We start from the raw sequence: 20,084 nt of genomic DNA, 5'->3' as shown, positions 1-20,084 counted from the left end.
TTTAATCTGCCTAAATCTTTTTAAATCTGCGTGAAATACTTTTTGCACATCGATTTTTTCACGCAGATTTAAAAAGATTAAAACAGATGAAGGCAGATTAAGTCTATCCCAAACGTTTCGACTATGTGTTAAATAAAAATTATCTCCAAGCTGGAACTTGTTTCAAATTCGGATTCAAGTCCAATTCTCGTTGTGGAATAGGGAAGTGGACGTGTTTTGGCTGTGCATTGGTTTTTCCAGCTGCTTTTAGTTTTGCTACAAAATAATCTGGCCCTCTTCTTGCCAAATCAAACCAGCGCTGGTATTCGTAAGTCAGTTCTTTTCTTCTTTCTTCAAAAACCGCTTCTCTAAAATCGTCCTGACTCAAGGTTGGTGAAGTAGTAGCCAGTAATTCAATTCCTGCTCTTGTTCTCACGCGGTCAACTGCAGCATATGCTTCTGGTGTTGGCCCTCCGTTTTGTTCGTTTAAAGCTTCTGCGTAAATCAATAAAACTTCTGCAAATCGTATGATCGGCGTATTTTTCGAAGATTGTCCCGGCGAAGTTGGCGTTGCGGGATCAAAATATTTATTGAAATGCGGTGTTACTTTATACGTTTTTCCATCCGTCGGACTTACAAATTCTACTGCGAAAGTGATATACTTTCTTTTGTCTGTTTCAGAGAAAGCTTCAAAAAGTCCGCCTTCTTTGTGTAAAGCATCCGCTTGATCTCCTGCAATTCCAGGAACAGAAGTTGGAGCCGCTGTTGAAGCTAGCATATTTCCGTTCCAGTTGGTTAAACCTTTAAATTGAGCAGAAAAAATATGCTCTTTTCCGTTTTTGGTTGCCACATTAAACACATCTGCATAATTTTCGAACAAATCGTACACTTTACTATCAATGATTTCTTTACTTTTTTCAGCTGCTTTTTGCCATTTCTTTTCGGTTAAATATACTTTTGCCAAAATACTTTTCGCAGCTCCCGCAGTAACTCGGCCTTTATTTTGCTGCACTACAGGAAGCGCTTCTGCATCGATCAAATCGTTTTCTATTTGGTTGTAAACCTCTGCTTCTGGCGTATTGCTTACATTGATTGCTTCTGGTGTTAAAACGGTCGTTTCGTGCAAAACCAAAGGAACATCGCCAAACCATCTTACCAAGTTGAAGTATAAAAGTGCTCTTAAAAACTTCGCTTCATTAATCAAATCTTTGTCTTTTTGCGAGTTAAGATTTGGATTTTTCGCGATATTATCAATGGCAACATTGGCTCTGTTGATTCCGTCATAACTTTGTCTCCACAACTCGATCATACGGTCATTTGAGGCATCATGAGTTAAATTAGAAAGTGCTCTAACATGTGCATTTCTGGCTCTTGGTCCTGCTTCATAATCATCGGTTGCCATTTCGGTTGCAATCTGAATTAATCTATTGTATAAAGTATGAGTAGAACTGTTAATGGCATTATGAATGGCAATAACGGCTGCATCGGCATCTTCGGTTGTTTTATAAAAATTGGTAGACGAAATAAAAGCTTTCGGATCTTCGTCTAATGAATTGCAGGCACTGATTAAAAAGAGTGCCGCAAAACTGAATATGAGTGTCTTTTTCATGATAAATCTTTTAGAATGTAACAATTAAACCGCCTGAAATGGTTTTAGAAGCAGGATAAATTCCTGTATCTGTTCCTGGAGAAATAGTGGTTCCGTTGGTCACTTCAGGATCGTAACCTGTGTACTTTGTCCAAGTCAATAAATTCTCTCCAATGACACGGAATTTTACTGATGTTAAACTTAGTTTCTCAGATACTTTTTTGGGAAGATTATAACTGAATGCTATATTTTTCAAACGAATGAATGAACCATCTTCTACAAATCGGTTAGAGAAAACCGGTGCAGGATCTAATTTTGCTCTTGGCGTTGTAGTACTTGGATTTGTTGGTGTCCAAGCATCTAAAGCCGAAGTCGAAGCATTTTGCTGTCCGTTGTACAATTCTAGCGCTTGTAAGTTTCCGTTAAGGATTTTATTTCCAACAGAACCATTTACTAAAATCGCCAATTCAAAACCTCTATAAGTAAAGTTGTTCGAGAATCCGAAAACGAAATCTGGCTGTGCATCGCCAATACTCGTTCTGTCTGCCGCCGTTGTAAAAGCGCCGTCACCATTAATATCTTTATACAAACGATCTCCTGCTTTTGGAGCTGCATTTCCAGTGTAAACTCCTTTTGTAGCCACTTCATCAGTTTGTAAAATTCCGTCTGTAACAGCTCCGTAAAAAGTTCCTAGAGATTGGCCAACTTTTAGAATATAATTTCCGAAAGTATAATATTCAGCTCCATTTCCTAAAGCAATAATTTTATTTTGATTGAAAGCAATATTAAAGTTTGAAGTCCAAGAGAAAGCGGTATTTCCAAGTGAAGCATTCAAACCAAATTCAATTCCTTGATTTTGAACAGATCCAAAATTCTGCAAAGAAGAAGTAAATCCAGTCGTGTACGGAAGCTGAACGTCTAGCAATAAATCTTTTGTAGTTTTACGATATACATCTACGGTTAAATTCAATTTATCATTGAAAAAGCCAACGTCAACACCAGCATCAAACTGATTCGTTAGTTCCCATCCAAGATCGTTATTTGCAATTCGCGTAGGCGTAAAACCAGTATAAATTTGATCTCCGAAAAGATATTTCACGCTTGTCAAAGTCGATAAAGACTGATATTCTCCTATTTCCTGATTTCCTGTTGCTCCCCAGCTGGTTCTAATTTTTAAACTATTAATAACCTCTTTTACAGGAGAAAAGAATTTTTCATTGCTAATTTGCCAAGCTGCAGCGACAGAAGGAAAGTAACCCCATTTGTTGTCTTTTCCAAAACGCGAAGAACCGTCTGCTCTTAAACTTCCTGTTAAGAAATACTTTGAATCAAAATTGTAATTTACTCTGGTTAAGAAAGAATTTAAAGCCCAAGTGCTTTCGCCAGAAGTTGGCATTAACGCGACATTTCCGCTTTGCAAACTGTAATAAGAAGTAATATCGTTTACATATTGCTGCGATCCAGAGGTATTAAATTCTCTTGTAGAACTTTGCTGTGTGTAACCCGCCAAAGCATTTAAATGATGTTTTTCGCCAAATACAGTGGTATATGTCAACGTATTTTCGTTTAACCAGCTACGAGATTCTGCGTTTCCAATTTTTCCTTCTCCATTTGTGATAGATCCTTCATAAATGCTAGACGGCAAATAGCTTTTTTCTTTGTTGAAAATCATATCGGTTCCAAAAGAAACTTTCAAGACTAGATTTTTCAAAATATCATATTCGCCATAAACTGTTCCTAAAATACGATCAGTGATAGATTGATTTTTGCGTTCATTTAAAGTTGCAATTGGATTCGCAAAAATATTCTCAAACGGATTTCTCAACGTATAACTTCCGTCTGGTTCGTAAATCGTTGCCGTTGGAGGCATGCTTAATAAAGCCGTTACTAACCCTGTTGGAGCGACTTTAGATTTTGTTTCGGCAACGGTCAAATTCAAGCCGAATCGAGCTTTACTGCTTATTTTCGAGTTTAAATTGACACGTCCGCTGAAACGCTCAAAGCCTGTATTTTTTATAATTCCTTCTTGATTGTAATAGTTCCCCGAAACCGCATATTTCGTCTGATTATTTCCGCCAGAAATACTCAATTGGTGATTTTGTGTTAAGCCTTTTTGGAACGCTGCATCTTGCCAGTCGGTTCCTTTTCCCAATTGTGCAATCTGTGCATCAGTCAAATATTGATTTGGTCCGCCTGCTGGATTAGAATCATACAATGCCGCATTTCGTAATCTAGAAAATCCTTGAGCATCTAGCACATCTACTTTTTTGCGAACCGATTGCTGGCCAATGGTAAAATCATAGTTTACAGTTGTAGCATTATTAGAACCTTTTTTGGTAGTAATAATAACCACTCCGTTTGCTCCTCTCGAACCGTAAATTGCAGTTGAAGAAGCATCTTTTAAAACCGTAATAGATTCGATATCTGAAGGGTTTATCGTTGAAAGCGGATTGGTTGGCGTACCGCTCAAAACGCCAGAGGTAACTTCCGAATTGTATAATGGGAAACCATCGATAACGTACAAAGGCTCATTTCCGCCTTGAATGGAGCTTCCTCCACGAATACGAATACTCATTCCCGCACCTGGCTGACCAGAAGTTTGCGTTACATTAACTCCTGCAACAGAACCTTGCAGCGAACTTTCGAGTGTTTTTTGAGTTGCTTTTAATGACATTTGAGCCACTGTTTCAGCAGCTCCTGTATAATCTTTTTTAGATGTAGTTCCGTATCCGATGATGACGATTTCATTTAATTCTTTTACGTCTTCTTTTAATGAAATTTGTACAAAATCTTTGGTTGCAACATGTTCTGCAGTGATATATCCCATGTAGCTTACAACTAGAGTGTAAGGGAATATTTGTCCGGTTTGAAAATAGAATTTTCCGTCTAAATCGGTTACTGCAGCGTGCGTTGTTCCTTTAATTTGAACGGTAACTCCTGGAATTGGCTGATTGGTAACCTGATCTACAACGGTACCATTTAAGGTCGAATTGATTAAGGGTTTGGTATTTTGGGCTTTAATTCCGATCGAAATTAAGAATACAAAAAGCCACAAAAAGGCGTGTAATTGCTTGTTCATTACTTTTTTTGGATTTAAATAATAAAGCTTTACGAGAAATTGAGTTTTCAATTCTCGAGCGCTTTCTTTAGTGATAAATGTTCTTTAAGTCTTGCCATTTCTGTTGCCGCAGAAATGGTTTTTTATTAAGAGAGAATAGGGCAGTGCATGATTGTCATTATAATTTTGATTTAGTTATTATTTTTTTAGTTATGCGGTTTGACATCATTATGTTTTAATAATTTGTCAATAAGAATTTAGGTTGATTTTCATTTTGAATAAAAATGAAAAGAATAGGAATTTTAACAACACATGCACATAGAGCCAAAGCTGTTATATCTGACTTTTTTAGGAAGAATGTAATACGATGTGTAAGCTGATGTTTTCAAAATATAGTTTTTATGATTTAAACTCTACTAATCCTATAGACAAAGTTAATTTTATTATAATGAAAACCAAAAGAATATTTAATTTTTTTAAAATTTAGTATTGAATAGAAAGCCTGTATAGTGATGTTTTTGCTTTAAGTGTTTGATTTTTAATGTTTTGTTTAGGATATTTGAAAATTAAAAAAACAATTTGAAAATATATGCTTTATACAGGTTTTACTTGCTTTTATGGATTAATCTTAAGCTAAATTAAAACATCCATGAAGACAGTTATGTAATATTCCGTAGGAATATCTGGTTGGTTGAAAAAAAAGTTTACAGTAGGTGTGTCCTGTAGGGACACCTGATTTTTACGAAAATTAACAGAAATAAAATTCGACAGGTTTTTAAAACCTGTCGGATTTAGGGATAAATAAAATTTTGGCGATAATTCAAACGTTCCTGCGGAACGTGTTACCTTGATTAAAATTTGGATCTACCAACCAGACATTTCTATGAAATGATATTGATCAGATTTCGCTCTATTTTATTTTTCAAGGATTAAACAATGCAAAAGCAATAATCAAGGTAATAATGACATTAAAGAGTTGTGCGGTGAGAAAAGCAATCAAAGGTTTTTTGCTATTGTTTTGAATCAGTTCTTTAAAATTTGTTTCCAAACCAATACTTGTAAAGGCCAATGCAAACCAAACTCCTTGCAAATTTTTTAAACTTTCTTTTACTGTATCACGTGTTTCAGGTGAAATCAAGAAAGAAAAAACAATAGAAGCTCCGATAAAACCCAAAACAAACTTTGGAAAACGCTCCCAAATCACACTTAAAGTTGGTTTAGAATTTTGAACTTCAGCAGATTGATTATGTGTGTAAGTCCAATAAATTGAAATTGCAAAAGCCGCCAAACCTAATAAAACATTTTGTGAAAATTTTACAATCGTACTGATTTTTAAAGCTGTTTCTCCAACTAAAGTTCCAGAAGCCACAACAGCTCCGGAAGTATCGATGCTGCCTCCAAGCCAAGCTCCTGTAACTTCTTCAGGAAAATTAAAATGACTTGCTATAATTGGCATGAAAATCATCATCGGAATAGCAGTTACTAAGACCATCGAAATAACATACGACAGTTTTTTAGAATCGCCTTTTATAGCTCCAGAAGTTGCAATCGCAGCTGAAACACCACAAATGGAAACTGCACTTGAAATCATCATAGTCAATTCGTCATCGACTTTTAATTTCTTGCAAAGCCAAAAAGCAAAATACCAAACGGATAAGACGACTATTAAAGCTTGAATTAACCCCAATGATCCTGCTTTTAAAATGTCTGAGAAAATAACGCTTGTTCCCAATAGGACCAATCCGATTTTGACAAATAATTCGGTTGATAAAGCGGTTCGAAACCATTCTGGAAGTTGAAAGAAATTGCCAATAAGGAGTCCGATGGCTAAACTAAAAATTACAGCTTCTAGATTGAGAGCTTTTACTTCTGTATTTCCGGCAATAATCAAAGCGAGAAACGTTAAAAAATAAATGATTGGAAATCCTAACAGGAAATTTTTAATTGATTTTCCGACTAAAAAAGCTCCGATAGTTCCAATCAAAAGAAAATAAAGAAATTGAAAAACAATGATTTTAATGTTTTCAAGAGTGAAAATAGTAGTTAATAAATCTGTTCCGTTTGTCCATTTGAAAACGGGAATTTCAGGAAGATAAATAAAAATCGAAATTACTATAATTAGAAAGCCGAGAATAACGACTGTCCAGTCTTCGTGAAGGTTAAATTGTTTGGTTGAGGTTGACATTTTATATTTTCTTTCCTGTAAGGTTTTCAAAACCTTGTAAGTATTGGTTAGTAATTTTGAAATAAATAAAATAAACCTACAAGGTTTTGAAAACCTTGCAGGAGTTTGAATAAGCCTAAAAGATCAATTTTAGCTTAGAAATTTACAAATCCACAAAGTATTTCTGTTTTCCAAAGTCGAATTCGTAATAAGTCAAATTAGGCCAAAGTGGCTTGATTAAGCCTTTTTCCCAAGTTTGTAATGCAGTTTCCAATTCTTTTACTTTTTCAGGATTGAGTTGTGAGAGGTCTTTCGTTTCCGATTTGTCTTGAGCAAGATTGTACAGCCATTTTTCATGCGTTTTTCCGCTAATGATTAATTTCCAATCACCGCTTCTAACTGCTTTTGCATCGCCAGAACGCCAGTATAAATCGTTGTGTGCGATTTTATTTTCATTGACTGTTTTAACTAAATCAACACCGTCATAAACTCGGTCTTTTGGTAAATCAGAACCAATCGCGGCGGCAATTGTGGTAAAAATGTCCAAAGTGCTTACAGGAGTTTTGTAAATCGTATGCGGTTTTATTTTTCCTTTCCACGAAAGTGCAAAAGGAACATTAATACCGCCTTCAAAATGAGAAAATTTTCCGCCTTTTAGAGGAGCATTTGTTGTAGCAAAAGTATAATCTGCACCGCCATTATCACTGGCAAAAATGATTAAGGTATTGTCCTCCAAATCTTCTTTTTTGACTTTTTCGCGTATTCTTCCAATGGCATCGTCTAATGCGCTGATCATAGCAAAATAAACACGTTTGTTTTCGTCTTTCACATTCGGAAAACGATCGTAGTATTTTTTACGGACTTGAAATGGCGTATGAGGCGCATTAAACGGAATATAAAGTAAAAAAGGCTTGTTTTTATTTTTGTCAATGAAAGCTTCTGCTTCTTCCGCAAATTTTTCAGTCAAATACGCTTTTTCATCAATAACAGTGGTGTCACGACGAATTTGTCCAATTCCAACTCGACCTTTTCCCCAAATGGTTTTATCGGTAAAATCTTTGTGATGATGATTAATGATGTCAGGATTATCGTCTTCGGGAGCGTAAAGCGAGAAAGCTTGATAAAATCCGTAATGATAATCGAAACCGCGATCTAAAGGAAAAAATCCTTTGTTGTGACCCAAATGCCATTTTCCGATTATTCCTGTGCTGTAGCCCTGTCTTTTCGCCAAATCTGCAAAAGTGATTTCTGATTTTGGAAGCCCTTGCGTTGCTACCGAAGCATCATTTGGATAATCTATTTTGTCATTCAATCTCCAATTATCGGTTTCAACCAAATAATTGAAAGCATAATATTCGAGATTGTTTTTTGGATAGCGATCGCCTGGCTGATATTCGTGGCCAAATCGTTCTTGATATCTTCCTGTAATTAGTCCTGCTCTTGAAGGCGAGCAAATGGATGCCGAAACGTAACCATCTGTAAAGGTCACGCCTGATGCTGCCAAAGAATCGATTTGCGGAGTCGGAGTCGATTTTCCGCCGTAGAGCGATATATCATATTTTCCTAAATCATCGGCCAACAGAATAATGATATTAGTCTTTTTTGCGGCAGCAGAATCTTTAGGTTTTGAGGCTAAAAATTTCTTTTTTCCCTCTGCTAATTTTGGATTTTCTTTAATCAAAATTCCATATGTGTTAATTGGCCAGAATAAAAAAGCTGCAATTGCGAAAAGCAGGAGGAGCGGAATTAGGATTTTTTTATTGAATTTGAAGTTTGCCATGGTTTTTGGTTTGGTGGTTTTCGAATTTATTTCCTTTTAGAACTTTGTCAAAATTTTAAACTTTGACAAAGTTGAATTTGATCTGTAAAATTATTTGGAAGCCAAAGCAACATCCACTTCGCTTTTCAAATCATTGATTCCCTCTTTCTTAAAAACAATTTTTCCGTTTTGATATAAAATTAAAGTCGGAAAAACTTTTACTGTTTTTAAATCGGCAATAACTTGCGGACTGTCTTCTAACTCAATTTCTACGATTTTCAAATGGCTTCCATATTCGGATCTAATGCTTTCTAAAACAGGTTTTACTTTTTTACAAGGACCGCAGTATTTGGATCCAATATCAACCAAAACGGTTTTATTGTCGGCAATAATTGTATTGAATTCGGCTAATGATAACTTGCTTTTTAGGTTAGAATAAAAAGGTTTTCCGTTTCCAATCCAATTCGCAATTCCACCTTCTAAACTGTAGGCTTCAGAGAAACCGTTTTTTAATAATTCTTTTTCTAAAGCAACACTTCTTCCAGCTCCAATAGAATAAATAAAAACTGGTTTTGACTTATCTAATTTGTTTACAGATTGTGCGTAATTTACAGATTGAAGATTAAAATTTACAGCGCCTTCAATATGGTTTAAAGCAAATTCTTCTGGAGTTCTGGCATCCACAATTTGAGGATTCTTTTGAGTTTTAATTTTCGAATAAAAGGAATCCAATGACAAAGAACTGTGAATTTCATTTTGCGAAAAAGCAGCAACTGCCCAAAAGAGGGCAATTGCTGTCAAACTGGTTTTTAGGATTTGATTTTTCATCTCAAGAAATATTAAACCTGTTCTAAAACTGGAGCAGGAGTTTCTTCGGCTGCTGCTTTTTGCTTCATTGGAAATGCTAATACACCTTCAGCAAGAGGGCTTCCTTCTTTTTTAGATTTGAATATTGGCCATAAAAATTGAGCGTACCATTCTTCTTGTTTGTATGATTTTGTCCCGTATGATTCTGGGAATTTACGCGTGATTAATCCTGTTCCGAAGATTACGTCCCAGATGAAAAACATGTTTCCGAAGTTTCCTTTAAAATGTCCAACACCATCTCCGCTTGTATCTGCGTGATGCGCATGATGTGTTGCAGGAGTAGAAATTAATCTTTCTAATACCCAGGCAATTGGGTGTAAAACTTTGTATTTATAGAAAGGTTTGTCCCAAGCGATACTTGAGTGTGCACCCAAAGTAATAATACTTTTAATTACCAAAACAAAAAGAGCTGGTAATCCTAAACCTAAATAGGTTAAAGTTGCTGTCAAATAAATTTGAGAAAAGAATACCGTGTAGATAAAGTTTTGTCTCGAAAGCATTGCCATTCCCATATAGGGAGCAGAATGGTGTGTTCTGTGAAAGCGCCATAAAAACGGAACTTGATGGTGCAATCTATGATACCAATATTGCGTTAAATCGTCGGCAATTGCGATCAAGAAAAAGCCTCCCCAAAATGGAACCCATGATAATGCATTTGCGGCATTTGGAAATAAATAAGGCAAAGCTGTTAAGCTGAAAAATGCAATAATTGGAGGTAAAATCAATTTTGGAGCTAAGAAAGAAACTATATCAATTTTGCGTTCTTCGCCTGTCCAATCGTCATCGTATAAACCTGCTGCAAATTCTATGATTCCTAAAACAATCATAAATACCGTTAATCCCCAAGTTCTGATGTTGGCGAAAACAGGTTGTGCAAATTCTAAAAACGAAGGTAGTGTAATATGTGATTCGCTCACAGCGCTGCCACTTAGTTTAAAGTAAAGGTAAATTGCCAAAACAGGCAATGCGTAAATAAAAAGACTTATGGTTAAATCTCTTGTCAATTTTGAATTTTGAACTGCTGCCATGATTTCTTATTTTAAAAATTGATTTATAATTGATAATCCTCCCGCTAAAATCGCTAGCGGAACTAAAAACAAGATTATCCCAACGACAATCTTTTTTCCTATAATTTCATAATCTACTCGTTTCATAATCGTTTGTTTTATCTCCTGAAAGGTTTTCAAAACCTTGTAGGTATGTTTTTTAAGTTCGTGTGAGAACCTACAAGGTTTGAAAAACCTTGCAGGTTGTGTGTATTAATTGTTTGTTCCTCCAGGTTTTGTAGCCTGTTTGATTAAATCAGAAACTGTTTTTCCTTTGTCTGCTCCTGTGTTGTGGATTCTTCTATTGTAAACGTCCTGCCAGTCAATCAAAGGATATAGATTGTTTTCTTTTGCTTGTTCGTCAAATAATTTTTGAAGTTCAGCTAGCTTTTCAGGATATTTTTTCGCCAAATTATTTCGTTCGTTAAAATCTTCGTTCAGATTGTATAATTCCCAAACATCAGTATCGAAATTGCTTGGAGCTGGTTTTTCAGCACTTCCTAAAGATTTTTTTACTGCAAAAGAATCTGGTAAATGCGCTGCCGAAGCTTTCCATCCGTCTTTATAAATGGCTCTATTTCCGAAGATGTAGTAATACTGCACTTTATGCAAGGATTCTGCTTTCGAATTATCCAAAGAAGCTTTGAAAGTGGAACCTTGAATAATATCTTGTTTGATGTTTTTAATGTATTCTGGAGCTTTAATTCCAACGATATCCAAAGTTGTTGGTAAAAGATCGGTTACGTGGCTGTATTGAGTTCTGATACCTCCTTTATCTTTAATTCCGTTTGGATAAAATACGATTAGCGGATTACGAGTTCCACCTTCAGATTGTGCATCTTGTTTCCAGTTTTTGAAAGGAGCATTTGTTGCTTGAGCCCAACCTAAAGGATAATTTGTGTTTAAACCTTTTGCCGTTCCGATTTCTCCGATGTTGTTTAAATTACTTTGGAAATTCTCTTCGTCTGTTTTTCCTTGAGAAAACAAACTTTGATTGATAGTTCCTTGTAAAGTTCCTTCTTTACTAGCTCCGTTATCTCCAATAGCAACAAAGATTAGCGTATTGTCAAGTTGTCCGCTTTCTTTCAAATAGTTTACAACTCTTCCAATTTCATAATCTGTATAGGTTAAGAATCCAGCGTAAACTTCCATAAATCTTGCATACACTTTCTTTTGGTCTGGGGTTAGTTTTTTCCATTCAGTGATTAAAGCATTGCGTTCTGGCAATACCGCATTTTGAGGAAATATTCCCAATTTCTTTTGGTTGGCCAATACTTTTTCTCGGTAAACATCCCAACCTTCATCAAATTTTCCTTTGTAGGGTTCAACCCATTTTTCAGCTACTTGATGAGGTGCATGAACGGCTCCAGGAGCATAATACAAGAAGAATGGTTTTCCTGGCGCCGCTTTTTGCTGTTTCTGAATATAACTGATGGCTTTATCTGTAATTAATTCATTTAAGTGACGTCCGTCAGGTTTAATGTGAACTTGATCTTCTACCAAATCAGGATTGTATTGATCCGTTTGAGAACCTAAGAACCCGTAGAAATGATCGAAACCTTTTCCAGTTGGCCATCGGTCAAACGGACCTGCATCTGAAGCTTCTTCGTCTGGTGTTACGCCGTATTTTCCAACTGCAAATGTGTTGTAGCCGTTGTCGCGTAAAATCTCTGCGATGGTTCCTTTATCGGCAGGAATTCTTCCGTCCCAACCAGGAAAACCTGCAGAGAGAATGGTATGAGAAAATCCGCTAACGTGAACTCTTCCTGAGTTTCTTCCCGTCAATAAAGCAGCACGAGTAGGAGCGCAAATCGCTGTGGTGTGAAAGTTCGTGTAACGAAGTCCATTGCTAGCCAGATTATCAAAAGTCGGCGTATTAATTAAACCTCCAAAGGTACTTGAAGCTCCAAAACCAACATCGTCCAATAAAATCCAAACGACATTGGGAGCACCTTTTGGAGCGGTAACCGGATCTGGCCAATATTCTTTAGAATCTGCTAAAGTTTTTCCTATTGTCCCTTTAAATTCTGTTTTTTCCTGTGCTATACCTAATTGGGCAATTAGGAAAGCGGTAATCAAAAGTCCTTTTTTCGGGCTTTTAACGGGAATGCTATTCTTAAAATTTTTCATTTTTTATAGTTTTTGTAGTTATATGGTTCTTGATTAATATCCAGGATTTTGCGGTAAGCCATCTGGATTGATATTTCTTTCACTTTGCGGAATCGGGTAAAGGTTATTTCTTTCTGAAACCGAGTTTTTAGCCGTTACTTTTTTCACTTCACTAACCAATGTTCCCCATCTTACCAAGTCAAACCATCTTTGTCCTTCTTGTACAAATTCTTTTTTACGTTCTTCTTGAATGGCTGCTCTAAAAGAAGTTTGATTCAATCCAACTAAATCAACAGTTGCATCTGGCGTTGTAATCGCTTTGCCGAAAGCTCTTCTACGTACTTGATTGATTAATTCATAAGCTTCTGCTGTTGGACTACCTTGTTCATTTATTGCTTCCGCTAAAGACAAAAGGATATCGGCATAACGAATAACAGGGAAGTTGATTGCTACGTTTGCAGGAGTCGCCAAATTGCTTAGATCCAAATATTTTTTGAAGATGGGTTTTGGAAAAGTATAAAGTGTTCCTGTTGCTGGGTTTAGTAATTGCTTGGCATAACTAACATCTCTTCTTTTGTCTCCCGCTGCATAGATGTCGTAAAACAAAGCAACGTCTGAAATAATATCTGCTGGTTCAGTTGCTGTAAATCCTGTAAAAGCTGTCGCCTGGAAAGTACTTCCGCTAGAACCATTTCCTGCTTGATTTGGTTCAAACTGAACAGAAAAAATATGTTCTTTTCCGTTCTTTTTTGTTTTAGTGAAAATATCCTGAAAATCTTCAAATAAAGCATATCCATAACCACCTTCAATAACTTCTCTTGATTTTGAAATGGCATTTGGCCAATCTTTTCGAGTTAGATATACTTTCGCTAGAATTGCTTTTGCAGCGCCAGAAGTTGCACGTCCAGCATCTGCTGCGGTATAGGTTTTTGGCAAAGCTTCTGCATCCGTTAAATCTTTAACGATTTGACTGTAAACTTCGTCAACTGTAGAACGATTGGTTTTTAAATCTCCTAAATTGATTGATTTTGATTCGTGCAAAACAATCGGAACACCTCCCCAAAGACGAACTGCTTGAAAATACAACAGACCTCTAATAAATTTAGCTTCATTAATTAATCTTGTTTTGATGATTTCAGAACCTGATACTTTGGGAATATTATCAATAGAAACATTAGCTCTATTAATTCCCGCATAAATTTGTCTCCAAGCTACTTGGACACGATCTGAAGTGGCATCATGTGTTAAACTGCTTAAAGCTCGAACCTGCGGATTGGTGGCAGAAACTCCCGCTGCCGCGTAGTCTGAAGCCATGTCGGTTAAGAAATAAAGGTTTCTGCCGAACAAACTCTGCTCGCCCGGATCAAGGCTTAAAGAAGCATAGACAGCAGTTACACTTGCAACCGCATCATCTTGAGTGACAAAATAGTTGTCTTCGGTTACAAAAGAGGTAGGTGTTACCTCAAGGTCTGTGCACGATGCCAAAAGGCTAGCACTTAAAAGGAATGTTATGATTGTCTTTTTCATTTTGATATTTTTTACTTAGAAGTTTACGTTCAAGCCCGAGATGAATGTTTTGGAGTTTGGATAAGAACCAAAGTCAATTCCTGGGTATAAGTTGTTTTGTTCGTATGAACTTACCTCTGGATCATAACCAGTGTATTTAGTCCATGTAATTAAATTTTCTGCAGAGACGTATATTTTGACACTTTTTACGCCCAGTTTTTTAGAAGTGCTTTTTGGTAAAGTGTATCCTAAAGTGATTAGTTTCAATCGTAGGAAAGAAGCATCTTCTACATAGCGTTCTGAAACAATTCCAAGTGGAGAACTAGAAGCTCTCGGAATTTCGTTACTCGGATTTGTTGGTGTCCAGCGATCGTTTAAGGTTGCTGCGGCATTAGTTCCAAGTGTAGAAATTTCTAATTGTTGATTTAAAGCATTGAAGATTTTTCCGCCGTAGGCGCCTTGAAAAGAGAAATTCAAATCAAAATCATTGTACGAAACGGTATTGCTGAAACTCCCAACGAATTTTGGTTGAGAAGTGCCTAAATTTCCTTTGTCCAAAGCTGTAATTACACCGTCTCCGTTTGTATCGACATATTTTCTATCGCCCACTTTTGTGTTGGCCAAACTATTGATTTTTGGTTGTGTATTTACTTCTTCTTGAGTTTGGAAAATTCCGTTGGTTTTGTATCCCCAGAAAGTTCCTAAAGGCAACCCTACTTTGACGATAACAGGCTGTTGCTGTAATAGAGATCCGTTTGGCACTACAGGGAAAAACTCGTTTACGCCATTTCCAATCTCAGTAACTTTGTTTCGGTTTAGAGAAAATACAAGATTCGAATTCCAAGCGAAGTTTTCTGTTTTTATATTTTCAGTTGTTAAACCAATTTCAAGACCTTTGTTTTCAACTCCTCCAATGTTTTGAAGAACTGTCGCATAACCAGAACTCAAAGGCACTGGAACGTTGATTAGTAAATCTTTTGTCTTTTTGTAATACACATCAAAAACAAAATTGATTTTTCGATCCAAAAGGGATAGATCCAATCCGACATTGTATTGATTTGTTTTTTCCCATTTCAAATCTGGATTTGCCAATCGGGTAGGAGCAAGCCCTGTGTATAAAGTTCCTCCAAAAGAATAATTTACTGAACCCATTGAAGCTAGTGGAAGATAGTTTCCAATTTCTTGATTTCCTGTTGTTCCTGCTGTAATTCTCAGTTTAGCCTCCGTTACGCCTTTGATATTATTGGCAAATTCTTCATCCGTAATATTCCAAGAAAATCCAGCAGAAGGGAAGTAGCCCCAAAGCGATTCTGCACCAAATCTTGAAGAACCATCTGCACGACCTGATAAGGTGAAATTGTATTTTCCTTTATAAGAATAGTTTACTCTCGCCAGCCAAGATTTTAATACGCTTTCGTAAGCATCGCTGTATGGTTTTACTGGCACACCATCTTGAATAGCATTGTAAGTGTTAGCATCATTTACAAAAGTTTGCGCTCCTGCATTGACCACCTCACCTTTTGTATATTGAAGCGTATAACCTCCTAACGCTGTGAATTTATGATCTTGACCAAAATTGGTGTTGTATGTAAGTGTGTTTTCATTTAAAACAGAACTAACCGATCTTTCTCCAATAGAAGCCAATCCTTTAGTCCCTGCACCTGTCGTAGTATTTGAAGGCGCGTAATAATTTTGTTTTGTATTTAAAACGTCACCGCTTACGGCCACTTTTGCGGTTAACTCCTTATTGAATTTATACTCGCCAAATAAACTGGTTAAAATTCTGTTTAATTTGGTTTCGTTAGTAGTATTATCCAAATCATTAATCGGATTCGGAACATAGCCATTTACAGAAGTTGCATAAGGATTGTTGGTTACATTATAGCTTCCGTCTGCATTTTTAATTGGCACTACTGGAGCTGTCAAAACGACACTAACTAGAGGATTCGGGTTTCTTCCAGCTCCCGCACCGCCATTTGTGCCTACACCATTTGAAATGGAATTAGTATAATTGGCATTTACGCCAAACTTGAATTTCTGAGAATAATTTCTCTCATAATTAGCACGAAGCGAAATACGTTTAAAATCAGATCCGATAACAATTCCGTCTTGATCAAAATATCCAGCTGAAACTGCATATCTCGATTTTTCGTCGCCACCAGAAAAAGATAAATTGTGATTTTGAACAGGTGCGGCAGTTACAAAAGCCGCTGATTGCCAATCGTAATTTCCGGAAGTTTTTAAAGCTTCTATCTGTTCAGGAGAAAAAGAAGGAGCTTGGCCAATGCTTGCCTGAACGTCGTTTCTTAAACTTGCCCATTCGTTAGCATTCATTAATCTCAACTTTTTTGAGATATTCTGAAATCCGAAATAACCTTGGTATGAAATATTATCCTGTCCTTTAGTTCCTTTTTTAGTCGTAATAATTACAACTCCATTCGCCCCGCGAGAACCGTAAATCGCCGTTGCAGAGGCATCTTTCAAAACTTCCATAGATTCTATATCAGCAGGATTAATGGTTGAAAGAACGTTTACAGTTGCACCTGCATACGTTACCCCAGCGCCACTATTACTGTTGTCATTGTAAATTAAGATTCCGTCAACAACATAAAGCGGTTCGTTACCAGCGGTAATAGAGTTTCCTCCGCGGATTCGGACACTTGAAGAAGCACCAGGACGACCAGAACTTTGCGTCACTACAACGCCTGCTACAGCGCCTCTTAATAAATTATCAGCAGAAGAAGTCACTTGAGATAAATTAGCTTTCGGAACTGAAGCTACAGATCCAGTAATGTCCTTTCTCTTTTGAGTTCCGTAACCAACAACAACCAATTCGTCTAGTTCTTGGCGTTCTTCTTTAAGGTGAATAATAACTGGATTTTTCTCAACTATTACTTCCAGTTTTTTATATCCAATATAACTTACTATTAAAGTATAAGGAAATTTCTGTCCTGTCTGGAAATAAAATTTTCCTTCAGCATCTGTCACAACACCGTGAGTTGTTCCTTTAATAGTAATAGAAGCACCTATAATGGGTTGATTTGTAATGTCATCTACAACAGTTCCGTCTAGTTTAGATTGAATAAGCGGGGTGGTATTCTGGGCTTGTATTCCTGCCGTTATCAAGAGTAGAAACAGCACTATGTGTATGTTTAACTTTTTTTTCATTTCTTTGTGTTGGTTTTAAGTAATTAACAAGACGCCCTGAGCACTGTTTATACAGCACTCTAAAAGTGTTTTGATTTAGTGATAAATGTTCTTTAAGCCTTGCCATTTCTGTTGCCGCAGAAATGGCTTTTTTTATTTACAGCAACAGCTTTGCATTGTTTTCATTTTATTTTTTTTAGTTGTTAGTTATTTAATTTGTTGAATAATAGATAAGATTTCAAGAATCTGTCCCAATGCAAATGAATGCATCGGAAAGATTTTTGGTTATAATTCAGTAACTATTTTTGGTGGGTGATTTTGTATTACCTGCTCAAATAATTTTTTGAAAGCAGATAAGTAGGATAGATGATTAAAAACAGATACACATATAACAAATAGTGCTATAAGTGTATTTTTTAGGAAGAATGTAACGCGATGTGCTTTCTGTTGTTTTCACAATACTAGTTTTTATGGTTTGAAATATTATTTTAAACTCTACTAATCCTATAGACAAAGTTAAATTTTATATAATAAAAACCAAAAGTTTGTTGACTTTTTTTTGAAAAATGTACATTTAAGAAGAAGGTATAAATAAAGTGTCGCTTGTTGTTGCCTTATTTTAAAAGACTTGATAAGAGATTTCAATTTCAAACAATTGTTAAAATAAATTCCTAAAATGAGTAAAAAATGTAGTATTTTACACTTATTTTAATGTTTAATATTCTTTGAAAATGACTTTGAGTGACTTGGTTAGGAATAAAAAAAGCGTAGAAAGAACATTAACTCCATTTTTTTATGAAATCTATATCGAAATTTTAAACTTGATTTTGAATAAATTAGAGTAATTTTATAGATACTAAAAGAAAATTTAAAATTTTTAATCAATCTAAGGATAAATACTTATATTTGTATTAAGTATTTTTACTTAGTTTTATAATTCTCAAAAATGATAGAAGTAAAAGAAGCTTTAGAAATTGTTGCCGCAAATAGTTCGGTTTTGTCAACTCAGAAAATTTCGGTAGACAAAGCGCTGGGGTATATTTTAGCAGAAACGATCTATTCGCCAATTTCAATGCCACCGTTTCGACAATCTGCAATGGATGGTTACGCTTTTACTCGTTCGATAAGACATCAATTTGATGTGGTCGGAATTTCTCAAGCGGGAGATCATAAGAATATAAAACTAAAAGAAAACGAAGCTATACGTATTTTTACAGGTGCTTACGTTCCTAAAAATGCAGATACTGTGGTAATGCAAGAGCATGTAATGGTAAATGGAGATTCTATCTTGATTGCCAAAATGCCCGAAACTTTTGCCAATGTTAGAAGTAAAGGAGAACAGATTAATGCAGAGGATGTTGTTTTTGATGCTAATACATTGATTACGCCAGCTGCAATTGGTTTTTTAGCTTGTTTAGGAATTACTGAAATTATGGTTTATAAGAAGCCAAAAGTTGCCATTTTAGTCACTGGAAATGAATTGGTAAAACCGGGTAAAAAACTTCCAAAGGGAAAAATTTACGAAAGCAATTCGGTAATGCTGCAAGCTGCCTTACAAACAATTGGAATTACTAAAATTAAAGTTCATACTGTAAAAGATAATTTAAAAGCGACTAAAAAAGCATTGCAGTCAATTTTAAAAAAGAATGATATTGTATTGATTTCTGGAGGAATTTCAGTTGGAGATTATGATTTTGTAAAAGAAGCATTAGTGAAAAATGGCGTAGAAGAACTTTTTTATAAAATCAATCAGAAACCGGGAAAACCTATGTTTTTTGGCGCTAAAAAAGATACTCTGGTATTTGCGCTTCCTGGAAACCCAGCATCTTCTTTGACTAATTTTTATATCTACGTATATCCAGCAGTCAAAAACAAAATGGGATTTTCAGATACGCATCTGCCAAAAATTGTCCGCAAATTAGATAAAGAGATAACCAATACAACTGGCAAAACACTTTTCTTAAAAGCGTTATACAATGAAACCAGTGTTGAAATTCTAGACGGACAAAGTTCTGCGATGCTGAATACTTTTGCTATAGCAAATGGATTAGTGATCGTGCCGCACGATGTTGAAAGTATAAAAAAAGGCGCGTCGGTAACGATTCTGCCTATAGATTAATTTTCCTTTGAAAGGATAGAAGAAAGAGGCAAGAAGAGAGAATTTTTAGATAAAGAATGAAGAGCGCTGTATAAATAAAAGCATATAGCTTGATTGAAGATAAAAAAGTTTCGCCTATTGGAACGCACAGCGAGCAAAACTTGAAACGTTAAACCTGAAACAAAAAGAACAATGAAAATCTCAGTATTTATTCTTTGCGGAGGAAAAAGCTCCAGAATGCAGTCAGAAAAAGGCTTGGTCTTGTTTCAGGAAAAACCGTTTATTGAACATATAATTCAGGCGATTTTGCCTATTACAACTAATATAAAATTAATTACAGGATCTAAAGAATACGATTATTTGGAATATGAAAAAATTCCAGATTTGATTCCGGAAAAAGGTCCGTTAGGCGGAATTTATACGGCATTATCACATTCTGAAACCGAATTTAATTTGATTTTAAGTTGTGATATTCCGTTGATTTCAACCGAATTATTGCAAGAATTAATTTCAAAACATAATACAGAAGCCGAAATTACAGTTTTTGCTTCTGAAAGCAGATTGCATCCGTTAATCGGAATTTATTCTAAAAAAATATTGCCTGTTATCAAAGGCGCAATTGATAACGACGATTTGAAAATGATGAATTTGTTTGCCAATATTCCGCACCAAATCATCAATATTGAAGAAAGTGAAAACTTTCCTTTAACCAACATTAATTCGGCCGACGAATTAAACGATCTGAATATCAATTTAACTTAGA

11 protein-coding genes are annotated in these 20,084 nt (G+C 35.7%); 2 read left to right on the top strand and 9 right to left on the bottom strand.

Going from position 1 to position 20,084, the window contains the following annotated elements; translation table 11 throughout:
* Nucleotides 1-139: 139 nt before the first annotated feature.
* The 9 genes from ABTV69_RS21050 to ABTV69_RS21010 all read right to left on the bottom strand — a co-directional run bounded on the left by ABTV69_RS21050 (nucleotide 140) and on the right by ABTV69_RS21010 (nucleotide 17,244).
* The gene (locus tag ABTV69_RS21050) at nucleotides 140-1,588 is read right to left on the bottom strand and encodes a RagB/SusD family nutrient uptake outer membrane protein (protein WP_433832327.1); all 1,449 of its coding nucleotides are present in this window, start codon (nucleotides 1,586-1,588) and stop codon (nucleotides 140-142) included.
* Nucleotides 1,589-1,598: 10 nt separating this feature from the next.
* Nucleotides 1,599-4,646 carry a SusC/RagA family TonB-linked outer membrane protein gene (locus ABTV69_RS21045; RefSeq protein WP_433832324.1) on the bottom strand — a complete coding sequence of 1,016 codons (3,048 nt, stop codon included), beginning with the start codon at nucleotides 4,644-4,646 and terminating at the stop codon, nucleotides 1,599-1,601.
* A 901-nt stretch (nucleotides 4,647-5,547) separates the two neighbouring features.
* The gene (locus ABTV69_RS21040) at nucleotides 5,548-6,810 is read right to left on the bottom strand and encodes a YeiH family protein (RefSeq protein WP_433832322.1); all 1,263 of its coding nucleotides are present in this window, start codon (nucleotides 6,808-6,810) and stop codon (nucleotides 5,548-5,550) included.
* 142 nt (nucleotides 6,811-6,952) lie between these two features.
* Nucleotides 6,953-8,569: a sulfatase-like hydrolase/transferase gene (locus ABTV69_RS21035; protein WP_433832320.1), complete on the bottom strand. Its 1,617-nt coding sequence runs from the start codon at nucleotides 8,567-8,569 to the stop codon at nucleotides 6,953-6,955.
* A 90-nt stretch (nucleotides 8,570-8,659) separates the two neighbouring features.
* Nucleotides 8,660-9,376, bottom strand: a complete 717-nt coding sequence (locus ABTV69_RS21030) for a thioredoxin domain-containing protein (protein WP_433832318.1) — start codon at nucleotides 9,374-9,376, stop codon at nucleotides 8,660-8,662.
* A gap of 11 nt (nucleotides 9,377-9,387) precedes the next feature.
* Nucleotides 9,388-10,443 carry a sterol desaturase family protein gene (locus ABTV69_RS21025; protein WP_433832316.1) on the bottom strand — a complete coding sequence of 352 codons (1,056 nt, stop codon included), beginning with the start codon at nucleotides 10,441-10,443 and terminating at the stop codon, nucleotides 9,388-9,390.
* A 231-nt stretch (nucleotides 10,444-10,674) separates the two neighbouring features.
* Nucleotides 10,675-12,591: an arylsulfatase gene (locus ABTV69_RS21020; protein WP_433832314.1), complete on the bottom strand. Its 1,917-nt coding sequence runs from the start codon at nucleotides 12,589-12,591 to the stop codon at nucleotides 10,675-10,677.
* A 33-nt stretch (nucleotides 12,592-12,624) separates the two neighbouring features.
* The gene (locus ABTV69_RS21015) at nucleotides 12,625-14,097 is read right to left on the bottom strand and encodes a RagB/SusD family nutrient uptake outer membrane protein (RefSeq protein ID WP_433832312.1); all 1,473 of its coding nucleotides are present in this window, start codon (nucleotides 14,095-14,097) and stop codon (nucleotides 12,625-12,627) included.
* 15 nt (nucleotides 14,098-14,112) lie between these two features.
* Nucleotides 14,113-17,244, bottom strand: a complete 3,132-nt coding sequence (locus ABTV69_RS21010; RefSeq protein WP_433832309.1) for a SusC/RagA family TonB-linked outer membrane protein — start codon at nucleotides 17,242-17,244, stop codon at nucleotides 14,113-14,115.
* A 925-nt stretch (nucleotides 17,245-18,169) separates the two neighbouring features.
* On the opposite strand from ABTV69_RS21010, the gene ABTV69_RS21005 reads away from it, so the two are divergent.
* Nucleotides 18,170-19,342: a molybdopterin molybdotransferase MoeA gene (locus ABTV69_RS21005; protein ID WP_433832307.1), complete on the top strand. Its 1,173-nt coding sequence runs from the start codon at nucleotides 18,170-18,172 to the stop codon at nucleotides 19,340-19,342.
* Nucleotides 19,343-19,513: 171 nt separating this feature from the next.
* Nucleotides 19,514-20,083, top strand: coding sequence for a molybdenum cofactor guanylyltransferase (locus ABTV69_RS21000; protein WP_433832305.1), 570 nt, complete (start codon nucleotides 19,514-19,516; stop codon nucleotides 20,081-20,083).
* The last annotated feature ends 1 nt before the right edge of the window (nucleotide 20,084 follow it).

Origin of the sequence: Flavobacterium anhuiense, assembly GCF_050990855.1 — a bacterium.
Taxonomy (GTDB): Bacteria; Bacteroidota; Bacteroidia; order Flavobacteriales; family Flavobacteriaceae; genus Flavobacterium; species Flavobacterium anhuiense_C.
Note: the sequence above shows the minus strand (reverse complement) of the source record. Positions and strands in the feature narration are given on the sequence as shown.